The sequence below is a fragment of the Bacillus sp. FJAT-47783 genome (assembly GCF_022808615.1).
Classification (GTDB): domain Bacteria; phylum Bacillota; class Bacilli; order Bacillales; family Aeribacillaceae; genus Bacillus_BZ.
Window position 1 is genome coordinate 1 of the sequence record NZ_JAKZKS010000014.1, and the last position, 22,294, is coordinate 22,294.

21 protein-coding genes are annotated in these 22,294 nt (G+C 39.3%); 5 read left to right on the plus strand and 16 right to left on the minus strand.

The window, feature by feature from the left end:
• Window positions 1-141 precede the first annotated feature (141 nt).
• Window positions 142-273: a hypothetical protein gene (locus tag MLD65_RS18110; protein WP_279326049.1), complete on the minus strand. Its 132-nt coding sequence runs from the start codon at window positions 271-273 to the stop codon at window positions 142-144.
• A gap of 178 nt (window positions 274-451) precedes the next feature.
• Entirely contained in the window at window positions 452-595 is a 144-nt protein-coding gene (locus MLD65_RS11075) for a YwzD family small protein (protein WP_243291933.1), read from the minus strand.
• Between the two features lie 294 nt (window positions 596-889).
• Between MLD65_RS11075 and MLD65_RS11080 the strand changes: the two genes are divergently transcribed.
• The 3 genes from MLD65_RS11080 to MLD65_RS11090 all read left to right on the plus strand — a co-directional run bounded on the left by MLD65_RS11080 (window position 890) and on the right by MLD65_RS11090 (window position 5,692).
• Window positions 890-2,506: an SWIM zinc finger family protein gene (locus tag MLD65_RS11080; protein ID WP_243291934.1), complete on the plus strand. Its 1,617-nt coding sequence runs from the start codon at window positions 890-892 to the stop codon at window positions 2,504-2,506.
• Window positions 2,499-5,243 (plus strand): DEAD/DEAH box helicase, encoded by a 2,745-nt coding sequence (locus MLD65_RS11085; RefSeq protein WP_243291935.1) that lies wholly within the window; start codon window positions 2,499-2,501, stop codon window positions 5,241-5,243. The genes MLD65_RS11080 and MLD65_RS11085 overlap by 8 nt, the downstream gene beginning before the upstream one ends.
• 200 nt (window positions 5,244-5,443) lie before the next feature.
• Window positions 5,444-5,692 (plus strand): hypothetical protein, encoded by a 249-nt coding sequence (locus tag MLD65_RS11090; RefSeq protein WP_243291936.1) that lies wholly within the window; start codon window positions 5,444-5,446, stop codon window positions 5,690-5,692.
• Between the two features lie 237 nt (window positions 5,693-5,929).
• Here MLD65_RS11090 and ssb read toward each other — a convergent pair whose 3' ends face one another.
• The gene (ssb, locus tag MLD65_RS11095; RefSeq protein WP_243291937.1) at window positions 5,930-6,289 is read right to left on the minus strand and encodes a single-stranded DNA-binding protein; all 360 of its coding nucleotides are present in this window, start codon (window positions 6,287-6,289) and stop codon (window positions 5,930-5,932) included.
• Window positions 6,290-6,974: 685 nt separating this feature from the next.
• Between ssb and MLD65_RS11100 the strand changes: the two genes are divergently transcribed.
• On the plus strand, window positions 6,975-7,415 hold the full coding sequence (locus tag MLD65_RS11100) for a YwpF-like family protein (protein ID WP_243291938.1): 441 nt from the start codon (window positions 6,975-6,977) through the stop codon (window positions 7,413-7,415).
• A gap of 85 nt (window positions 7,416-7,500) precedes the next feature.
• On the opposite strand, the gene MLD65_RS11105 is transcribed toward MLD65_RS11100, so the two are convergent.
• From MLD65_RS11105 to spoIIQ, 11 genes are all read right to left on the minus strand, one after another.
• Window positions 7,501-7,764, minus strand: a complete 264-nt coding sequence (locus tag MLD65_RS11105; RefSeq protein WP_243291939.1) for a hypothetical protein — start codon at window positions 7,762-7,764, stop codon at window positions 7,501-7,503.
• Between the two features lie 1,585 nt (window positions 7,765-9,349).
• Complete coding sequence (fabZ, locus tag MLD65_RS11110; RefSeq protein ID WP_243291940.1) at window positions 9,350-9,772, minus strand: 3-hydroxyacyl-ACP dehydratase FabZ; 423 nt, start codon at window positions 9,770-9,772, stop codon at window positions 9,350-9,352.
• Window positions 9,773-9,881: 109 nt separating this feature from the next.
• Window positions 9,882-10,148, minus strand: coding sequence for a DNA-directed RNA polymerase subunit beta (locus MLD65_RS11115; protein ID WP_243291941.1), 267 nt, complete (start codon window positions 10,146-10,148; stop codon window positions 9,882-9,884).
• Between the two features lie 68 nt (window positions 10,149-10,216).
• Window positions 10,217-11,032 carry a flagellar hook-basal body protein gene (locus MLD65_RS11120; RefSeq protein ID WP_243291942.1) on the minus strand — a complete coding sequence of 272 codons (816 nt, stop codon included), beginning with the start codon at window positions 11,030-11,032 and terminating at the stop codon, window positions 10,217-10,219.
• Between the two features lie 27 nt (window positions 11,033-11,059).
• Window positions 11,060-11,881 (minus strand): flagellar hook-basal body protein, encoded by an 822-nt coding sequence (locus MLD65_RS11125; RefSeq protein ID WP_243291943.1) that lies wholly within the window; start codon window positions 11,879-11,881, stop codon window positions 11,060-11,062.
• A 313-nt stretch (window positions 11,882-12,194) separates the two neighbouring features.
• Window positions 12,195-13,196 carry a rod shape-determining protein gene (gene mreB / locus MLD65_RS11130; RefSeq protein WP_243291944.1) on the minus strand — a complete coding sequence of 334 codons (1,002 nt, stop codon included), beginning with the start codon at window positions 13,194-13,196 and terminating at the stop codon, window positions 12,195-12,197.
• A 153-nt stretch (window positions 13,197-13,349) separates the two neighbouring features.
• Window positions 13,350-13,625 carry a sporulation transcriptional regulator SpoIIID gene (spoIIID, locus tag MLD65_RS11135; protein WP_243291945.1) on the minus strand — a complete coding sequence of 92 codons (276 nt, stop codon included), beginning with the start codon at window positions 13,623-13,625 and terminating at the stop codon, window positions 13,350-13,352.
• A gap of 392 nt (window positions 13,626-14,017) precedes the next feature.
• Window positions 14,018-14,515, minus strand: coding sequence for a DoxX family protein (locus MLD65_RS11140; RefSeq protein WP_243291946.1), 498 nt, complete (start codon window positions 14,513-14,515; stop codon window positions 14,018-14,020).
• A 583-nt stretch (window positions 14,516-15,098) separates the two neighbouring features.
• The gene (locus MLD65_RS11145) at window positions 15,099-16,760 is read right to left on the minus strand and encodes a sodium:solute symporter family protein (RefSeq protein ID WP_243291947.1); all 1,662 of its coding nucleotides are present in this window, start codon (window positions 16,758-16,760) and stop codon (window positions 15,099-15,101) included.
• 64 nt (window positions 16,761-16,824) lie between these two features.
• Window positions 16,825-17,127 carry a DUF4212 domain-containing protein gene (locus tag MLD65_RS11150; protein ID WP_243292005.1) on the minus strand — a complete coding sequence of 101 codons (303 nt, stop codon included), beginning with the start codon at window positions 17,125-17,127 and terminating at the stop codon, window positions 16,825-16,827.
• A gap of 1,045 nt (window positions 17,128-18,172) precedes the next feature.
• Window positions 18,173-19,003, minus strand: coding sequence for a stage II sporulation protein SpoIIQ (spoIIQ, locus tag MLD65_RS11155; protein ID WP_243291948.1), 831 nt, complete (start codon window positions 19,001-19,003; stop codon window positions 18,173-18,175).
• A gap of 128 nt (window positions 19,004-19,131) precedes the next feature.
• On the opposite strand from spoIIQ, the gene MLD65_RS11160 reads away from it, so the two are divergent.
• Window positions 19,132-19,542, plus strand: a complete 411-nt coding sequence (locus tag MLD65_RS11160) for a VanZ family protein (RefSeq protein ID WP_243291949.1) — start codon at window positions 19,132-19,134, stop codon at window positions 19,540-19,542.
• A gap of 64 nt (window positions 19,543-19,606) precedes the next feature.
• On the opposite strand, the gene spoIID is transcribed toward MLD65_RS11160, so the two are convergent.
• Both spoIID and murA read right to left on the minus strand, forming a co-directional pair.
• Complete coding sequence (gene spoIID / locus MLD65_RS11165) at window positions 19,607-20,626, minus strand: stage II sporulation protein D (protein WP_243291950.1); 1,020 nt, start codon at window positions 20,624-20,626, stop codon at window positions 19,607-19,609.
• 340 nt (window positions 20,627-20,966) lie between these two features.
• The gene (gene murA / locus MLD65_RS11170; RefSeq protein ID WP_243291951.1) at window positions 20,967-22,274 is read right to left on the minus strand and encodes a UDP-N-acetylglucosamine 1-carboxyvinyltransferase; all 1,308 of its coding nucleotides are present in this window, start codon (window positions 22,272-22,274) and stop codon (window positions 20,967-20,969) included.
• Window positions 22,275-22,294 lie beyond the last annotated feature (20 nt).

A 22,294-nucleotide genomic window follows, 5' to 3' on the forward strand; every position in this document is an offset into this window, starting at 1 on the left:
GAGCGTGGTATTCTTTTTCATAGGGGACACCTCTTCCTTGGTTTGTTGGTTGGTACTTACATTCTACAGGAAAGGTGTCCTTTTTTGTTGTTTTTTCTGGATTTTATTGGTTAATCAACACTCGTGAAATCAGCCATTTGTTTAGAGATTTAACAAAACTGAAATGCCAGCACCGAGGATTACGGCTACTAATGGTAAAGATAAATACAAAATTTTCTTATTCCAATTTTTCTTCGCCTCTATTTCTTCCGGCGTTAACCAAGTACGGCCCAAACCCATTTACCTCCTCATTTTCTCATAGAAGGAAAACATCGATCGTTTTTTTGATGTTTACCTGTCAGGAAAATTTACACTCTTTTTGTAATATCGGCCGCACTTCGCTACTTTTAAGCGATTTTAAAGAAATAAGAAAAAAGCCACTGAAATGCCAGCGACCTTTTTCACAGTTTATTTAAGAAGCATAAACATTTTTAATTTCAAGTTCAATGAGCTTTAGCATTTCTTCTGTTGTCACATTCTTGGAAGTTTCACCTTTTTGGTAGGCGTTTAAGAGAACTTTTAATAAATCCTCTTGTTTCATCATTTTTTCTTCCATTGTCCAGAAATTCCTTTCATTTTACATTTTTAATCAAAATATACAGAAATTATACTAGATGTCGGGCTTTTTTGACAATAACCTCTTTATACCATTCGGAAAGTTGACAAATTTTCCTTCTCTTTTTTGAGAAAAAATTTACGGTATAATAAAGAAAAGCGGAATCGCCTTGATCATTGCAAAACGTAAAGACACTTTGCCTTTCCTTCTGACTAAAAGGGCTAGGCGACTTTCGCTAGATGAGAAAAACGATGGGCAACATTTTCTTTTACTTTAATAAATAGGAGCGAAAACATGCTGACTCGTGATTTGAATAAAGAGCAAGTTCTTCAGTTTGGGGAGCAAGTGCTGAATGTGTTATCTCCCGCTCAAGAAGAACATCAACAACGAATGAAAAAAGGCCTTTTGTTGTATCGCCAAGGTCTTGTTTATAACGTGAAGGTGAAGGATTCGATTGTTTCAGCAAATGTCCAGGATGTAACGCCTGTTCAAGTCGGGCTTGACTTAGATTATTTTTCACTTAGTACGTGCAGCTGTCCGAATTCTTTCCCTTGCCGCCATATGATTGCGGTTTTTTTATATGTATATGCAAGTATGGATCGTCTTGGTTCCTTCCTTAATGCTTGGAAAGAGGGAGAAGAACATAGCAAAGTCGCCCAATTAAAAAAAGCTGGACTCATAAAAAAAGCAAGTGAGCATCTCGATGATTCCTTGCAAGCTTGGTACACCTATTTTGAAGCAGAATGGGAAAAAGACATGCAACTAACACGTTCATCGCAGCAGCTTGTCCAGCATATTCACTTAAAGTTTTACCCGAAAATGAAACGAAATGTCCCGTGGAAACAAGAATTAAAGCCGATGTATTATCTCCACGCGGCCCTTTTTTCATTGAATAAAATGTTGCATTCACTTAATAAGACGCATGTGAGTGACTTTTTGTTGCACCAAATTGTTTATCCGTATGTGGATGAGTTTCGTGAAGAGATTTATGCAAATGTAGGTGCGTTAAGTCGGTTGCGAAATTCGTATTCCTTGCAAGGTTATTTCCATGAAACGATTCCGAAAATACGTGAGCTTTTAGCAAGCAGTTCGTACTTTCGTTTCGAGCGACTCGCTATTTATCGCTTTATTTGGATGCACTTATTCAACCAGCTCGAATGGGTGGAAAAAGAAAAAGCTTGGCTCGAGGAACAACTTGCGAAAGAAAACGGATCATTGGTCATCGAGTATGATATCGCGCTTCTTCACGCTTACTTCCTACAAGAAAATGATGAATATGTCACAAAACGGTTAACCGATTATGAAGCGATGATGATTCCGTATTCATTTGACTGGTTTGGTGAAATCGTTCATCAAAAGGACTGGGCGCGGTTTCAAGTATGGTCATCGTATTACGTTGATTGTATCGGGAAGTTTTTACAAGAAGAATTTACTGTTTCCATGAAGCGACAAGCCGTATCATTTTTAATTGACATGTTTGAAGAATACAGTGATAAAACAGGTGATAGCGAAACGTTTGAAAAAGCGTGTAAAATAATGCTTCCGTACAGTTATGCCGTTTACCACCTCATGTTAGTTAAAAAACAAGACTTTAAAGGGTGGCTTGAGCTTCAAGATTTATTGAAATTTCATGTGGAAGAAATGAGCACATCCATCTTGAAAGAAGTGGAAAAACAATCACCGGAAAGCTTACTTCCCCTCTTACATCGAGCGGTGGCAGCATTGATTGCCGAAAAGAAGCGCGACAGCTATAAACGTGCAGTAAAACAGTTAAAGAAGCTAAAACGTGTTTATAAAAAATTAAAAAAACCGGAAGTATGGGAAAGCTATTTTACAAACTTAGTCGAACAACATAAACGACTCCGCGCTTTCCAAGAAGAGCTGAAGAAAGGAAAGTTGTTGGATGGTTAAACTGTTAACATGTCAAATAAGTGGTGACAGACTAAAAGATTATCATTATAAACTCATAGGCTATGACGAAAGCGGAATTCCGCTCAACACAACTAAATGGACGAATCACGTATTCCTCCATCATTTGTCATCGTATTACGGGACAACGTTTGTTGATAATGAAGGATTTGCTTTAATTTTGTCGCCATGGATGGCACTGGAATTTTTTGCTCGTGACGTCACGAATTCATTCGTCCACGTTGAGATGGACGAAGCATTTCAAAAAGAGATGGACGTTGCGCCTCTCATGTTCGAAGCGATCCAAAACGGGCAATTTGCGCCTGATTTTGCCGCGTTTCAACAGGGCGAGCTCCGCTTTAAACCGCTCGATCTTTCGTTAGAAGGATTTGCCCTTGAATGGTTTTCTAGAAGTGTATTTGACGTGATCGAACGAAATCCGAAAATTCACGAAGCATGGCGTACCATTTTAGCTGAATACCCGGTTCTTGAGACGATGGACGGTCACTTTTTAGATGAGCGTGATTTTTTCGAACGAATCGGTTTGATCGTGAATCATTTGCCGTTTACAATCGGTCTCCGTTTAAATGAACCGGATTTTGACGGCGATGAGTGGAAAATTGAATTGTTTTTACGAAATCGAAAAACGGATAAAGTGATCTTTTTTGAAGGAGAACAAAGCTTACCGGCTCGTTGGAAAAAGTACTTACCAATGATCGAACGAGAGCAAGAGCGCTTTGAACAAATCGTTCCATGGCTGTCGATTCAGCATGGCGTTGCTTTATTATCAGAAGACGAAGCGTGGCGCTTTTTAACAGAAGCAAGTGAGACGTTCGTTCATATGGGAATTGAAATTCTTCTTCCTTCTTGGTGGGAAGTCGTAAGAGAAGCGAAAATGACGTTAAAGGCGAAAATGTCTCCATCTTCTCGTGGCCCATCGTTTGTCGGTATGAACAGCCTCATTGATTTTGACTGGCGCTTTGCCACAAACGGAGTCGAGTTATCTGAAGAGGAATTTTTAAAGCTCGTTGACGAAAACCGCCGACTCGTGAATTACAAAGGACAATGGATTAGAATTGATCCGGAGTTTATTCAACAAATGAAAAACGTGTTGAAGCGTGCCGAAAAAGAAGGGTTACACGTACAAGACATTTTACAACAAGAATTGATCGAACGTGAGGAAACCGTCGAAGATAGCGACGATTTACGAGCATTTGCGAATATCCAAATTGAACTGAACGCTCATATGAAAGCACTCGTTGAGCAAATGAAGAAAATCGACAATATTCCCGTTGTTCAAGTTCCGAGAAGTTTCCAAGGTGAGTTAAGGCCGTACCAGCACCAAGGTGTAAACTGGCTATTATTTTTACGTAAGTTTGGCTTTGGAGCTTGTTTAGCCGATGATATGGGGCTTGGGAAAACAATACAAATGATCACGTATTTCCTTTACGTAAAGGAACACGAAAACGTAGAAGCTCCTGCGTTAATTATCGCGCCGACATCCGTACTTGGAAACTGGCAAAAAGAGATTCAAAAGTTTGCACCTAGTTTACGTGTCAAGCTTCATTACGGATCAAACCGGAAAAAGGGGGAAGATTTTACCCCATTTGTTGAAGGAGCCGATGTGATCATTACCTCTTACGGTTTAAGTCACGCTGATTCGGATGAGCTTATCTCTATTACGTGGAGTACGATTTGTCTTGATGAAGCGCAAAATATTAAAAATGCCCATACGAAGCAGTCTCGAGCGATTCGAAAATTAAAAGGACTTCACCACATTGCCTTAACTGGCACACCGATGGAAAACCGCTTAACCGAATTGTGGGCCATTTTTGATTTCATTAATAAAGGCTATTTAGGCACGTTGCATCGCTTCCAGCAAAGGTTCGTGTCTCCGATTGAAAAAGATCGAAACGAAGCGAAAATTGACGAGTTACGGAAGCTGATTAAACCGTTCTTACTCCGCCGGACAAAACGCGATGAACAAGTGCAGCTTAACTTGCCGGATAAGCAGGAGCAAAAAGAATACATGCCACTTACCATTGAGCAAGCTTCGCTGTATGAACAGCTCGTCAAAGACACGTTTGAGCAAATGTTAGCGTTGACTGGCTTTGAGCGGAAGGCGCTTATTTTAAAAATGCTCGGGAAATTAAAGCAATTATGTAACCACCCTGCGCTATATTTAGGCGAAGAGCGGGCAACACACCTTATCGAACGCTCCCATAAGCTCGAAAAGCTTGTCGAACTTGTTCGTGCAATTCAAGAACAAGACGAAAGCTGTCTCATTTTCACCCAATATATTAAAATGGGCGACATGATGAAGGAATTGCTCGAAAAGGAATTCGACACGAAGGTGTTATTTTTAAACGGAAGCTTGTCGAAGACAGAACGCGACCGACTTGTTGAGGCATTCCAAAACCGAGAATATAACATTTTTATTTTGTCCTTAAAAGCTGGCGGAACGGGCCTTAACTTAACGGCCGCCAACCACGTCATCCATTATGACCGTTGGTGGAATCCAGCCGTTGAAAACCAAGCGACAGACCGCGCGTACCGCATCGGCCAAAAACGGTTCGTTCACGTTCATAAGCTAATCACAACGGGAACGATCGAAGAAAAAATCGACCAAATGATTGAAAAGAAACAATCCTTAAACGACGAAATTATCCAAAGCGACAACTGGATTACTGAGCTTTCTTCGGATGAGTTGAAGGAATTGTTTACATTATCGGTTGATTAGGAGGTTAAAACATGGCAAAAGAAAAGAAGTCCCCTGCTTGGGAGAAGTTTTATGAGTTGATCCAGAAAACGGTAAAGAAATAAGCCTATGCACCCGCTTTTGGCGGGTGTTTTTGTATGCAATAAAATTATTTAAACTTTCAATTTATTTAAAAATCTTGTAAAATGGTAACTAGTTAAAGCAGAAAAGGGGAATGCCTCATGGAAGTCCCATTTTATCGAAGTATGTACGTATTCTTTCATCAAGAAGTACTCCAAGTCGAATATTTCGAATATTCAAACTACACTCAAGTCGTCATTAGCAAAGAAACAAAGAAGGAATTCGTTTCAAGCAGCGCTTCAGATGTATGTCGAAAACGTGCATACCGCTTTGCACTTGAGCAGTTTAAGCAAAAAGCTGCCGCTTCTTTCGCGAATGCGAGCATTGGTTATCAACAAATTAAGATGTAAGTTTATGGATTCACACTGCTAAACGAAGTCGCAGTAAGCGAGTACAAACTGTACCATTTCAGGGGGAGATAAAGGCGACGAAATGAGGAGTTTTCTAGCCACAACCAACTATGAACAAAGTTGTACACAGGTTGCGATTTCATAAAAAAATACCAGTCATAATTATGACTGGTTCATTGTGAGGAGCAGTGGGGATGCCGATTGATTCTTTGTAATGAGGTCGTGTAATGTTGAACGCTACTCTTGCGACACTAATTCTCTTGCCCGAACTTGTGAAGGCGGTGTGCCCATAAATTGAACGGAATCTGCCAATACTTCCGTGACATAAACCCTTTTTCCTTCATTATTCTCGTAATTTCTCGTTTGGATTCTTCCTGTTACTCCTACGATAGATCCTTTTCGACAATAATTGGCCGTATTTTCAGCTGTTTTTCTCCACAATGTACAATTCACAAAATCTGTATCAATTTCACCTGCTTTATTTCGGTATTTGCGACTAACGGCTAACGTAATATTAGCAACCGCTTTGCCATCACTCGTATACCGAATATCTGGGTCGCGCGTAAGGCGGCCAACAAGTGTCACTTGATTAATCACATTGTCCCTCCTTTCATTTACAGCTTCATTGTAATCTATTTCGTAATCGTTGAAAAAAAGCGAATTTTCAATTTCTCTCTTTTATTTATTCCTGAAAATACAAATTTCGCAAACATTTTTCTTCATTTTTAGGCTCATTTTTTTTCGTTTTTTAAATTTTGAGGCCTTTTGCGATAATTTGGATAAAGTGAAACTTCATTCAATGGTTTTTTAACCGCCTAATGGCCCTTGTGACCTACAGGATGTGGGTGACACAGACGTTGCAACAGGACGTGGCTCTCTTAGTCTGTGTTCTTTATGTTTCGACCTTTACGGGCAGTTGTCCACCTTTCCTTGTTTACATTTTACTGCCCGTCCAGAGTGGGAAGAACGATCATGGAGAGGGGAAAACTTGTCCACTTCCGTAATAAGTCAGCACGATTATGGTATAATAAAGTGAAACTTCATTCAGTGGGGTTTTTTCAACCTTCACTAAATTACACAGACGTGGTCACAGGACGTAGCGTTCTTAGTTTGTGTTCTTTATACTCGGACCTTTACGGGCAGCTGTCCACCTTTCCTTGTTTACAAAATCTTGAAGTTGGGGTTTTTACTGCCCGTTCAGAGTGGGATAAAGGAACGTTCCCATTCTTTTTCAAAAAGTTGGATTTGAAAGTGAAATCATCAAAATGGTGGGGGGCAAACAGTGAAAACATTTAAGCTTGTCGGTTTAAAGATTGAACGGAAAGAACAGGAAGGCCGAATCGAAGAAATTCCTTTTGCAGATGGTCTCATTATCAATAAAGAAGACGGGGAAAATTCTTGGCTGATCGAAGCCCTTTTATCGAAACGGTATCGCTATTACTTTGAGCTAAATGCACAACACGAATCAGAACTTCGTCTCTTTGTAACGATTTCAAAGAAAAGCAACACACCTGCCCAAATCATCGCGAAAGTAAAGTCGATTACAACTCTAGAAGACCACATTTCCGTTTTGTTAGAAGGTCGGATGTACAATCTCCGTGCTGCAAAATTTGATGCAGAAAAAATTTTAAATGACCTCATTGCAACAGGATTGTCTGGAAATGAATTGTTAGACTCCTTTAAAAAGAAATTGTATAAACCTGATTCGAATTCGAAAGCATAAAGTGGTATTGAACCCCTTCACCTTAAGAGTGAGCTTTTTTACATAAGAAAGCCGTTTGCCTATATGGGAGCAAACGGCACTTTTATTATTCGTTTTCTACATCTTCTTTCGCTTCGTCCTCTACTTGATCTAAATCATCTTTCATCTCATCTTTCATATCTTCTTCTTGCTCTCGATCTGTTTCATCTACTGGTGGGAGCTCTTCTTCTGGTGTAACATCTTCATCAACACCGTTTTCTTCTATCTCATCATCTTCTGGTGGCGGTGGCTCATCATTGACATTACAACCTACCGCAAACATAGCCGCCATAAATGTACTCATGAAAACAAGTAACCATTTGTTTTTCATCGTATAATTGCTCCTTTCTATTCTCTTTTCAAGTGTAACCAATTGTTATCATTCCCAAAAGGAGACGAGACATGCATGATATATAGAGTTAATTTTAATTGTGGGAGTAAATGGGGAATCGGAGTTGTGGGGTAATTGTTGTGGCTTGGAGTTTCTTTTTTGAAATTGGGGGTTAGTTTCATGAATTGGGGTTTTCTTTCATAATTTGGGCGTTAGTTTCATGAATTGGGGTTTGCTTTCATAATTTGAGCTTTATTCTCATGAAATTGGGGTTTGCTTTCTGAACTTGCAAATCTCTTTATAATTTGGGACTGCTTTCTGATTTTGGGGGTTAGTTTCACAAATTGGGGCTTTCTTTCATAATTTGAGCTTTAGTTTCATGAATTGGGGTTTTCTTTCATAATTTGGGCTTTATTCTCATGAAATTGGGGTTTGCTTTCTGAACTTGCAAATCTCTTTATAATTTGGGACTACTTTCTGATTTTGGGGGTTAGTTTCACAAATTGGGGTTTTCTCTCAAAAATTGGGGGTTAGTTTCACGAATTGGGGTTTGCTTTCAAAAATTGGGGGGTTAGTTTCACGAATTGGGGCTTTCTTTCATAATTTGAGCTTTAGTTTCATGAATTGGGGTTTGCTTTCATAATTTGAGCTTTATTTTCATGAATTGGGGTTTGCTTTCTGAACTTGCAAATCTCTTTATAATTTGGGACTGCTTTCTGATTTTGGGGGTTAGTTTCACAAATTGGGGCTTTCTTTCAAAAATTGGGCGTTAGTTTCATGAATTGAGGTTTTCTTTCATAATTTGGGGTTTATTCTCATGAATTGGGGTTTGCTTTCTGAACTTGCGAATTTCTTTATAATTTGGGACTGCTTTCTGATTTTGGGGGTTAGTTTCACGAATTGGGGCTTTCTTTCATAATTTGAGCTTTATTTTCATGAATTGGGGTTTTCTTTCATAATTTGGGCTTTATTTTCATGAATTGGGGTTTGCTTTCTGAACTTGCAAATCTCTTTATAATTTGGGACTGCTTTCTGATTTTGGGGGTTAGTTTCACAAATTGGGGCTTCCTTTCATAATTTGAACTTTATTTTCATGAATTGGGGTTTTCTTTCATAATTTGGGCTTTATTCTCATGAAATTGGGGTTTGCTTTCTGAAATTGCGAATTTCTTTATAATTTGGGGATGCTTTCTGATTTTGGGGGTTAGTTTCACGAATTGGGGCTTTCTTTCATAATTTGAGCTTTATTTTCATGAATTGGGGCTTTCTTTCATAATTTGGGCTTTATTCTCATGAAATTGGGGTTTGCTTTCTGAAATTGCGAATTTCTTTATAATTTGGGACTGCTTTCTGAATTTGGGGGTTAGTTTCACGAATTGGGGCTTTCTTTCAAAAATTGGGGTTAGTTTCACGAATTGGGGTTTTCTTTCATAATTTGAGCTTTATTCTCATGAATTGGGGTTTGCTTTCTGAAATTGGGCCTTTCTTTTACAATTTGGGCCTAAATCCTGCTTTTTTGGGTTTTTCTCCCCGCTTTCACGAAAAAATCCCGCAGCAAGCACCACGCAGCGGGATTTTCAACTTTTTATTTAATTGCAAACATTAATTCAGCTTCACAAGCGATTTCACCGTCAACGGTTGCAACAGCTTTCCCTTTTCCGATCGGACCGCGTTGGCTAACAATTTCGATTTCTAGGCGGAGTTGGTCGCCAGGGCGAACTTGTTTTTTGAAGCGACATTTGTCGATTCCGGCAAATAATGGAAGTTTCCCTTTATTTTCTTCTTTACGAAGCATCGCGACTGCTCCAACTTGCGCTAGCGCTTCCACGATGAGTACACCTGGCATGACAGGGTAATCTGGGAAGTGGCCGTTAAAAAATTCTTCATTTGCTGTCACGTTTTTGATTCCTACCGCACGCACACCTTCTTCAATTTCGACAATGCGGTCCACTAATAAAAATGGATAGCGATGCGGGATTGTTTCTTTAATTTGTTGAATATCTAACATAGATATAGCCTCCTTATGTATAAAGTGAACTTCATTCATCTTCTTTAAGAATGGAATCAAGACAAAAGGAAGGCGATTGCATGCCTTCCCTTTAAAATAAAGTATATGACTATTCCTTTTCTTTTTCAACAAGATCGACGATATGTTGCCATGTTGACGGCTTTAACGCATCTAATGGCTTTCCATCACCTAAAACTCCGTAACCAACCATAGCACCTATTACAACACTGATGGCCATGGCAAAAACGACTAGAATGAGACGAAGCCAAATGGGAATTAAACGAATTCGGACTTTCTTTGGCTCCGTTTGCTCTTCAGTTTTTGTTTTATTCTCTTTTTTCGATTGTTCACGTATTGAAATTCGTTCCGCACTCATTCATTTAACCCCATTTCTTACGGACGTTTGTATACGGCAACAAGTTTATACGTTTAATTTGACCTTTTTTAACGTACATTATTTATTAAACCGAGCATTTGGTCACCAATTGTAATGGATTGGGCGTTCATTTGATAGGACCTTTGGGCCACTAATAAGTCCGTCATTTCCGTTGTTAATTGGACATTTGAGCTTTCAAGGGCTCCTTGTTGCACATTAATTTCTGTGCGAGCATTTCCTTCTAAATAGGTAATATATGCTGGGTTTGCTTGTGTAAATCCGTACATATTATTTCCCAAGGCAACGAGTAAATCCGGGCGGTTCATTTGAACGACACCTAACTCGGCAACTTGCGGCTCATCCCCTTCCTTTCGAGGGATGGCAGTAATGGTGCCGTTTGGAGAAATAGAAAATCCTTTTACGTCATCACGGAACGTAATCGGATGTTGATTTTCGTCGACAACTGGGTGCCCATCACTTGTAACGAGCATAAGTGTCCCATCATTCATCGGTGATAAATAAAGGGCTCCATCACGAGTATAACGGATTTCACCGTTTACATCTACTTGTAAAAATTGATTCGGTTTTGTAAAAGCAATATCAAGCTCACGATCGGTTCGTTTAATAGAACCTTGCTCATAAACTGTTTTTGTACTGAGCTTAGCTCCTGTCCCTTGCCGTATGCCGAAATCGGTTTGGCGACCGATTTCTTTTTCTTTATCCGGCTGATTGTTTAATTGTTGCTTTACGAGTTCTTGAAAGCTCGTGCTCGTTTTTTTGTAGCCATTTGTATCTAGGTTGGCCATATTATGACCAATGGTATCGATTTGCTTTTGCAGTTGATTCATCGTGTTTGTTGCTGTAATCATAGAACGAAGTAGCATTTATGAGGGCCTCCTTATTCATCCGAATTATCGAACGCGCCCAATTTCATTGACCGCTTTATCCATACTTTTGTCATACGCTTGGAGAACTTTTTGGTTTGCTTCAAACGAACGGTAAGCAGTGAGTAAATCCGTGTAAGAACTTGCGATATCAACATTTGATGTTTCTACATATCCTTGTTTTAACGTATATTGAATGGCACCATTCCCTACAGCACTTGGTAACGCTTCTTCACCGACCGTACGATACAATCCGTTTCCTTCACGTACTAAATTGCGTACATCGCTTGCAAAGCGAACATCCAATTGCTGGCCAGTTGGCTCTCCATTAACGGAAATACGTCCATCGCTCGAAAAAGCATAGTCAGATTCCGTTAATACAATGGGGCTTCCATTTGTGGATAAAACGAAGTTACCACCTAACGTTAAGCGCCCATTTTCATCGAGTGAAAAATGACCGTTTTTCGTATATTTTACTTGTCCTTCTGGTGTTTGGACGGCGTAGAAAAGCGATCCTTTTACGTTTGTCTCTTCTAAAGTTGGCACGACCTCTTCGATTAACGCTACATCGCTTTTAACCTTTGTTTCTTTTAAATCACCTTGTGTATAAAGGGGAATGATTTCTTGCAAATAAGCACCTGTATGTAAAGGACCGATTTCTTTTTGTGTAACATGACCATTCTTGTTTGTTTCAATATGTGAGAGCAGCAGTTCAGGAAAGGCACGAACAGTTCCTTGCTCCGCTTTAAAACCTGGTGTATTAGCATTGGCAATATTATTCGAAAGCATTTCTGCTCTTCGCTGTTGTGCCAACATCCCTGATGCTGCTGTATAAAATCCACGTAACAATCGTTTCACCTCATCCGCAAAATTCCGACACATTTCTCTTATTTTATTATAAAGGACTTTTTGATGATTCTCATTATAAAATTATTCGTCTCCTTGAAGAAAATGATCTTCTCTGACCTTTAATTCTACGTTCTGACATTTCATTTTAACGCTTCTTTAGATATTTTCGTCATTTTCTCAGATTTTTTTATCACTTTGTCCATTTTTTTCATCACTTTCGCTCATTTTTTTATCACTTCGTCCATTTTCCATCAAACGTCCATGATTTCAAGATTAAAAAAAGTCTGTCAGATGACAGACCCTTCAATATCTTTTAAACAAATTTTCTCTTCGGAAGCTTGTCCACGTTTTCTAGCATAATGCCTGTCCCAACTGCAACACAATGTAACGGATCTTCTGCAATGAAAACAGGTACTTTTAGTTCTTCTGCAAGTAATTGGTCAATGCCATTGAGTAATGCACCACCGCCCGTTAAGATGACACCGCGATCAATAATGTCGGCTGATAGTTCTGGTGGCGTTTTTTCTAATACGCTTTTTGCAGCTTGTACAATTGCATCTGCTGGTTCACGTAAAGCTTGCTCAATTTCTTCTGATTTGATTGTGATCGTGCGTGGTAATCCTGTCACCATATCACGGCCACGAATTTCGATTTCTTCACTTCGTGCACCTGGAAATACAGTCGCTACTTTTATTTTAATTTCTTCTGAAGTACGTTCACCAATCAGAAGCTTGTATTCTCGTTTAATGTAGTTTAAAATTTCAAAATCAAAACGATCTCCAGCCACCTTAATTGAAGAGGCGGTTACAATATCACCCATTGACAGAACGGCTACATCTGTCGTTCCACCACCAATGTCGACAACCATATTGCCGCTCGGTTGGAAAATGTCCATCCCAGCGCCAATTGCTGCAACTTTTGGCTCTTCTTCTAAAAAGATTTGTTTACCACCACTTTTTTCTGCCGCCTCTTTAATTGCTTTTCTTTCGACTGATGTAATGTTAGTCGGACAGCAAATAAGAATTCGTGGTTTTGATAGTATCCCTTTCACATTTAACTTCCCAATAAAGTGCTTAAGCATCGCTTCTGTCACTTCAAAATCCGCAATGACACCATCTTTTAATGGCCGGATTGCAACGATATTGCCAGGTGTACGACCAACCATTCGTCTTGCTTCCTCACCAACTGCTAGTACTTTCCCACTATTTTTATCAAGCGCTACTACCGATGGCTCATTTAATACAACACCCTTACCTTTAACATGGATCAGCACATTTGCTGTCCCAAGATCAATTCCAATATCTCTTGATAACATTTTTATTAAGATCCTCCTTGCCAATCAAATCGCCAATATCCAACTAGTATCCTAATTTTATATTGTAGCATAAATTTCATAAAATAGTATGATTTTGTAAATGTTTTGTAAAGATTTTTGTAACATTTTGTCGATTGGCATAGAGGATATTTTTTACTTTACAGGTTCTTCCTTCATTGATTCTTCTTTTTTGTATTTCATCTTGGTCGCTTCCCCACCACGAAGATGGCGAATAGATTTATGGTAGTCCAAAATTCTTTTCACTTCATTTGCTAGCTCGGGATTAATCTCGGGTAATCGTTCGGTTAAATCCTTATGAACAGTACTTTTGGAAACGCCAAATTCTTTCGCGATCACACGAACGGTTTTTTTCGTCTCCACGATATACTTTCCAATCTTGATTGTACGTTCTTTGATGTAATCGTGCACACCACTCGACCTCCCTAATATGGATGTGAGAAGTGTGAAATGAGACTCGCATATCCATTATTCAAAGCCATATCATAGATGTATAAAGGAATGTTGATTTCCCTACTGCGATCAAAATCTATTTTCACGATCCCTCACCTCAAACACTCTCTTTGTTAGGTTTGTAACATTTTATTAGCTTGGATGTGAATATATGCTTAAAAGTCAAGAGGGACAAGGGATTTTACACAATTTTTTTAATTTTTTAATAAAAAAGGAGAGATTCGACACATACTCTTCTCATTTTTATTTTCTGGGAAATTTGTCGAACATGTTGAAATACGTGTTCGGATTTGAATCACAAAAAAACCTAGAGAAATCTCTCCAGGCTTTTCATGATTAGTATTTAAACATTAATGAGCATGTATCTCTTTTTGATGATGGCGATAATTCCATTTATCTCGTAATATCGGTAGCACCATTCGATCAACTCCGTAGAAATAAGCGGCTGTGCCTGCAAACATTAGGAGAATAGCTACTGTATATAAAACTGGGTTTGTGCTTGTTGTACCCGCTAACATAAAATTCAAATTCATGAATGCACCGGCAAGTAATGCTGGAATCGTCATAAACCCAAGAATAAGTCCAATCCCGACGAATAGTTCGCCATACGGAATTAATATATTAAATGCACCCACGTTTGGAATGGCTACATTTTCTAAAAACGCTGCATACCAACCTTGAACAGCAGGATGGTCACCAGTTGACTTCGCAACGGCTCCCTGTAAAAACCCTGTAGCATCAAATCCACCTGTTATCTTGTGAATTCCAGACTCTAACCATTGAACACCTAACCAAATGCGAAGAATTGTCCAGATAATTGCAACCTTTGGACCTTTTAACCCGTTCATCAATGTTCATCCCCTTTACTGTTCCCTTTAGCAAAAAAAGTTTATGTAATATTTCACTTTCCTCTTTTATCATACGCTCAATCTACAAATGCGACAATACATTTGTGAAATAATTCACAAATCATTAATAATTTAATAGATCTTTAATACACGCTCATTTATCTGAACCTACTTATGTTGAGATTTATAATGAAAAACTTTTCGATGTTTTCGTGATTAAAAATATTAATTAAATCGCTTTATTTAAAAAGAATATCGTTGTTTAAGAACAAAAGCGCGAGAGCTTCGCTAAAGTAGCGTGCAAACTGTACCATTTTAGTTGGAGATAAAGGAACGTTTTAGTCGATGTTGACTTATTGTACAGATGAAATCGTTTACCAACCGCTAGACGTAAAACACGATGAACTAAGTTGTCCACAGGTTCGAAATTTATAATTTCCTTAAGCCGATGGCTTTCGCTGGACATCGAAAACTCCATTTACCCTTGAACAAAGATCCTAAAAAAAGAGACCTTCTCGTCATTTTGAAGATCTCCAGCCATAAAGATATCGTTCATCCCTCCTCTCGTCAATTCGATTGGTTTTTATGAGCTTTTTTTCGAAATATAAACTTCACCATCCTTATAAACCATTTGTTCTGGATAACGTAAGTTGATGACATCCTCTTGTAGTTGCTGAGATGGTGCAGGTGTTAAAAGCGAGACGATAACATTCGTTAAGAAGGCAGCGATGGCTCCGAAAACGCCGGCACCTGTGTCAATGATGCCTAAAATCGTCATCCCACCGTATTTCGCCGCAAAAATGTAAGCTAATGTCACAACTAAACCAACAATCATCCCCCATGTTACACCATGTTTATTCGAGCGTTTCCACCATACACCGAGCACTAATGCAGGGAAAAACGTTCCTGTTGCTAACGCAAATGCCCAAGCAACAATTTGGGTAATCACGCCTGGTGGATTTAGGGCGACAAGTCCCGCTAATACGGTTGCCGCTACAATCGAAATTCGGGCGATGGCTAATCGGTTCTCTTCTGTCGCTTTCGGATTTAAAACACGATAATAAATGTCGTGAGCAAAAGACGAGGATATGGCAATCATGAGCCCTCCCGCTGTTGATAAGGCAGCGGCCATCGCACCTGCTGCTACTAACCCGATGACAAATAAACCTAAGTTGGCAATTTCCGGTGTCGCCATGACGACAATATCATTTGATATAATCATTTCATTCCACTGTAAAATACCATCGCCGTTCGCATCTGCTAGCTGCAGCTTCCCTGTATCGATCCACGACTTTGTCCACGCTGGAAGTGCATCAAACGGCTGATTGGCGACATTTTTCATTAAAATAAAGCGAGAGAAGGCCGCATAAGCTGGTGCCGATAAATAGAGTAGTCCAATAAACAATAAAGCCCATGCACCGGACCACCGAGCCGCTTTCATCGTGGAAACGGTATAAAATCGAACAATAACGTGAGGAAGTCCTGCAGTCCCCGCCATTAAAGTAAACATAAGCGCTAAAAACTGCCACTTTGAGCTTTGTTCAAACGGGGCAAAGTATTCGGAAATGCCTAGTTGCCGGTCCAGCTCCCCCATCTCATCGATGACATGGCCGTATGAAAGCCAAGGAACCGGATTACCAGTTAACTGGAGGGACATAAAAATAATTGGTATTAAATAGGCAAGGATTAATATAATATATTGGGCCACTTGCGTCCACGTTATGCCTTTCATTCCACCAAAAGCTGAGTAAAAAGCAATAAGGACAACCCCAATCATCGTACCTACCTTCGCATCGATTTCAAACAGGCGACCAATTACCACCCCTGAACCAGATAACTGACCGATCGCATATGTAAAACTAATAATGATTGTACATATGGCCGCAATGACGCGGGCAGGATGACTTTCAAACCTATCGCCAATAAACTCAGGAACCGTATACCTCCCGTATTTACGCAATTGTGGAGCTAACAAAAACGTAAGGAGCAAGTACCCGCCTGTCCACCCCATAATATAAGCGAGTCCATCGTAACCGAGAATCATAATAGTACCCGCAAGACCGATAAATGAGGCTGCACTCATCCAATCGGCTCCGATGGCCATTCCGTTAAAGATAGGTGGTACGCCACGCCCCGCTACATAAAAATCAGATGTAGCACGGGCTTTGTTATAAACAGCGATCCCGATATAAATAGCAAACGTTACTAAAATAATTGATAAAGACACGAGAAATTGTGCATCCATGAAAGGCTTCTCCCCCTTAAATCATGACAAATATGACCGTAAGCTGTGTTGATTATCTAACACTTTAATGTTCCAAGACTTTTCCGTAACTGACCTCTTGATTCACCTCTTCATCAATCCCGTATTTGCGATCAATTCGATCACTTACTTTTGCATTGACAAATAAAAGAATAATAAAGACAACAATCGAGCCTTGTGCTCCCATAAAATAATGAAGCGGGAAACCGTTCAATGTAAACGCACTTAATTTTTCTGCAAATGCGACCATACCAAAGGAAACAATGAACCATATAACGAGGTACAATACCATATAAGCTGTTCGCTCTTTAAAATACGCATCAGCTATTTTTTTATCGATTTTTCTCAGGACGCTTCACCCTTTCAAAAATAGTTCTAGGATAAACTAAAAATAAACTTCAGAGTATCAAAAAACGGTGCAGGTACTAACGCTATTTCAACGACGAAGTAAAGAAATATGGATAGGATTGGGAATAGTAAAAAATGAGGTTTTTTGAAACGTAAGCTTAAAAATAAACTCAACCCGATGATAAAAAGAATTACATACATCATATACCATCACTCCTATTAAAAATTTTTTATTACAAGTCACCTCCAAGTTTTATTGTAATTTTACAAATTTTCTAACAATTATTATTATGAATGGACAAGCATGAAGCGTCAACAGGCTAAGCAGACTTTTCGTACTACAATTATCGACAAGATGTAAGAACAAAAGCACGAAAGCTTCACTAAAGCGGCGTACAAACTGGACCATTTTAGAAGGAGATAAAAGAAACTCTGGCAACGTTTCAGTCGATGTTGACGTAGATGTTAACGTATCGGGAAGTTTCCTAGCCGCTAACGACCGGAGCGAGACTCAAGCCAACTACGAACAAAATTGTCCACAAGTTGCGTTCTTTTTTTATGAACTTGCGGATTATTTTCATCACTTGTGGAGTTATGATCAAACCTTGAGCAAATTTGAACCTCACTTGCGGATACGCCAGAATACGCAACTTCATTCAGTGGGGGTTTAAGAGTGGGATATATTTATTAATGTAGCAATGTTTTACCTACATATTCTCAATGAAAGCGTCGCCAAACTTAAAAAACTAGTATTTTATTCTTTTTATCCATTTCTGGTAAATGACAAAGGTGAGATCCATGATAATTGCACGAGTATTAGCATTAATTGCACCACTTTTAGCAACTTTTGCACGAACTTACCCCTTAATTGCACGAATCTTAAAATAATTGCACATGTTTTTCCTATTTTGCATATTTCATCGTGTATTTGCACATAAATGTTTATAATTGCACGAACCTCTCGTACCGTAATCAATCTTTTTCCGATAAAAAATAGTCTACTCAATATATTTGAGTAGACTTATCGTTATACTTAATTTTTCCCATTAAGATGTCATTGTGTCGAGAGATGCCTCTGGTTCATTTGGTTTTGTACTAGAGTTTTCATCTTCTTTTTCATCCTCAGAAGGAGTTTCGTTTTCTTCCTCTTCGGTTTGAGTACCCTCTTCGGCAGCTTCTTTTGTTTCAGTTTCATCAGCAATACTTGTCATTGGTTTTTCCATATAGTTTAATGGATTATAGGCTTTTCCGTCTTTACGAATTTCAAAATGCGCATGGACGCCAGCTTCTTGGTTAAATTGGTTTTTACCAGCTTTTCCGATGACTTCACCTTGTTCGACTTGATCTCCCTCTTTTATATCAACATTTGCAAGGGATTGATAAACGGTGACAAGGTTGTCATCATGTTCAACTTCAACCACATAACCTAATAGCGGATCTTTTTGAGCTTTCGTCACAGTACCGCTTAAAGAAGCAACGACTTCAAACTCTTTACCATCCTCTCTCGCAAGATCAATTCCTTGGTTTTGATGATACGTATGATCATAGAGGACGAGTGCTTCTTCCTGTTCTTCACTAGATGCGTTAAAGTCATAGAAATTCGTTACGACTTTTACGGCATCTGGATCAATTGCTGGCATTTTAAAATTCTCGACAGAGCGGTTTACTTCAATTGCTGAATCGTCACGATAGGATAAATCTTGCGTATCTTCTGTATTTTCATCCATGATATCGTCACGAACAGCTTGATACCAAAGAACGGCTGTTAATATGACAGCTGCACTTAGTAAATATACTGCTGGGAAAAACCATTTTTTTCTGAAAAACTGCTGAAACTTAGCGCCTTGAGAAGTACGTTTCTTTTCTTCCTCTCTCATTGTTCATCACCTCAGCAATCATTTTGAACAAGTTTGAGAGATTCTATACATAAAATGAAAAAATTTCTTTAGTTTTTGCATTGATTTCGATTTTCATGCAAGAAATTTATATATAGGAGGCAAAAAAGTTGCGAGGGCTTTTTACAACGTTACCATTTCTATATATGGGGCTCATCTGGTTTTTATCGAGCCACCCATCTGATGCCATTGTGGAAACACCTTTTTCGTTTGATGATTTATTAAAAGAATCGCTTCACCTTGTTGAGTTTGGCATTTTGTATTGGTTATTTATTTTCATGCTTGCTTGTCACGGAAAACTTTCACAAAAGGCGAGCATGATTGTCGCTGTGATTTCTATTTTTTATGGAATAACGGACGAAGTTCATCAAGCCTTTGTCCCTTCCCGCTCTGCTACTTTTATAGACTTTGTGAAGGATACGATTGGGGTTTGGGTGTCTTTTTTCCTTGTACGAAAGTGGTATTTTGAAAAGAAGACAAGCCGACTCCGAAATTTCTTAGACGGCTTATCAAAAAATTAAAATGGTCCGTTTTTGTATTCTATTAAAAAACCTCAGTGGGAAACGAAGATCCCACCTGAGGTTTTTATTGCTTCGCTGTGTAGGTTGCTAAAAACTTCTCGGCTTCTGCGACTTCGATTCCTTTATAAAAGTACGTTACGATGTCTTTATAGTTTTTCCCTTCTTCAGCCATAAAGTTTGCACCGTATTGGCTCATGCCGATTCCGTGTCCATTTCCTTCCGTTGTGACAACGATTTGGTCTCCTTTTAACTCCATGGAGAAGTCTGTCGATTTAAGCTCTAATTTTTCCCTTACTTCTCTGCCTGTTAATTTTTTTCCATTTATGTCAACAAGGCCTACTCGCTTCCCAGGTGTCCGCTCTAATATTTTTCCAACCGACCCATCGTTCTTTAATTTGACCCCAAGCTTTTGTTCGAATTCTGAAATAGAATACACTTTGCGGTCACGAAATTTTGGTGATTTCACATCCCAAGGACTTTCAACGCTTTGTAAGTAAGGAAGGGCATCTGACCAATACGCTTCTGAATTTTCGGTGAAACCATTACTTGTAGAAAAGAAGGTTGCATCAATCGGTTGATTGTTATAGGTTAAAATTCGACCTTTCGTCGCTGCTACAGCTTCTGATATTTTTTGTATTTTCCAATCATAATCTGCTCCCCATTGTTTCTTTAACTCTTCATTATTTTTGTATACTTGATGCATTTGCGTATCGGTAACGACAGCTCCTTCTGGCACCCCTACACTTTTTCCACTTAACAGCTGTTTGACAATATACGTTCTCGCTGCTAATGCTTGTGCCTTCAATGCTTCAAGCTCAAATTCAGCGGGCATTTCCGATGCAACAACTCCAACAATATACTCTTCAAGTGGAATAGTTTCAACAACTTTTGCTTGTGAGCGATAAACGGGTATCGAGACTGGCGACTCCCCAAGTGCAACCAATTTTTTTTGATCTGTCTGCAGATCTTCCTGTAAAGTACCGGACGTTTTCTCTATAAATGGGGCCACAAGTAAACTTGGCACCATGAGAATAATAATAAAAATCGCGGCAAAGACAATCATTATTAGCTTCGTTTGCTTCATATTATAGCCCCCAATCTCATTCAATCACTTACAATACAGTCTATTTTTTAGGACAACCATTTATGACTGATTTGGATTGAAAGGCCGGAACACTTTTATGGATCGGTGAAGAAGCCGCATGTGGTGGGAGATTAAAGCATGATCTCCACTTAAAAAGTAAAAAATACTAGACTCATCAACAAACGATCTATTATAATATTTTTTGAAACCGCTTACATCACTGCCAATATATCCATTTAATTTTTTTGTATAAAATTATTCATTTATGGGGACTTTAAATATCGTGTGCAAATAAAAAAGTTAAAGTCTCCTTGTAAAAAAGGGACTTTAACCTTTATGTTTATGCATTTAAGTCTGTGACTGCTTGTTCTTGAACGATTTCTTTTACTTGTTCAGATACGCGTTCAATGTCGGCACCGAGTGCTTTTAGTTTTTGATGGAAGTTCACATATCCTCGATCAAGGTGTTTTAGTTCTGTTACGCGCGTGTAGCCGTCTGCTGCTAATCCAGCTAAAGTTAAGGCTGCCGCTGCTCGTAAGTCTGTTGCGGCAACTTCTGCACCTTGAAGGTTGCCAGGACCGTTAATGATCACAGATCGGCCTTCAATTTTAATGTCGCCGTTCATGCGTCTGAATTCTTCTACATGCATGAAGCGATTTTCGAAAACCGTTTCGGTGATCATACTCGTACCGTTTGCACGAAGTAATAATGCCATCATTTGTGATTGCATATCTGTTGGAAATCCTGGGTGTGGCATCGTTTTCAGGTCGATTGGTTTCAACACGTCTGGACCGATGACACGTAATCCATCTTCTTCCTCAATGATTTGGATACCCATTTCCTCCATTTTTGCCACTAATGATGTTAAATGTTCAGGTACAGCGCCTTTTACGAGGACATTTCCACCTGTAATGGCAGCTGCGACCATAAATGTACCAGCTTCAATGCGATCTGGAATAATTGTATGTCGAACACCCTGTAACGAGTTTACACCTTCGATACGGATTGTACCTGTGCCGGCACCACGAACTTTAGCCCCCATTGCATTCATGTAATTGGCTAAGTCGACAATTTCAGGCTCTTTCGCACAGTTTTCAATGACAGTTGTACCGTCAGCTAATACGGCTGCCATCATAATATTTTCCGTCGCTCCAACACTAGGGAAATCTAAATAAATTTTGGCACCTCGTAATCGGCCAGATACTTGAGCGTCTATAAAACCATTCCCAACTTGAATCGTTGCGCCCATTGCTTCAAAGCCTTTTAAATGCTGGTCAATCGGACGTGACCCGATGGCACATCCACCTGGTAAAGCAACGCGTGCATGACCATTACGAGCAAGAAGCGGTCCCATAACGAGGACAGACGCGCGCATTTTCCTTACATATTCAAATGGTGCTTCCGTTGAAAGCTCTCGTGATGCGTCGACCATTACTTGGTTATCTTCAAACGATACTTCTGCACCTAAATGACGAAGTACTTCGTTAATGGTATAAACATCGGAGAGCGTAGGTACATCACAAATTAAGCTTTTTCCTTCACTTGCTAACAAAGATGCAGCGATAACAGGTAAAACGGCATTTTTCGCACCTTCTACTTTTACAGTACCGTTTAACTTTCGACCGCCGCGGACGATGATTTTTTCCAAGGTATTCCCCTCCGCGTCCC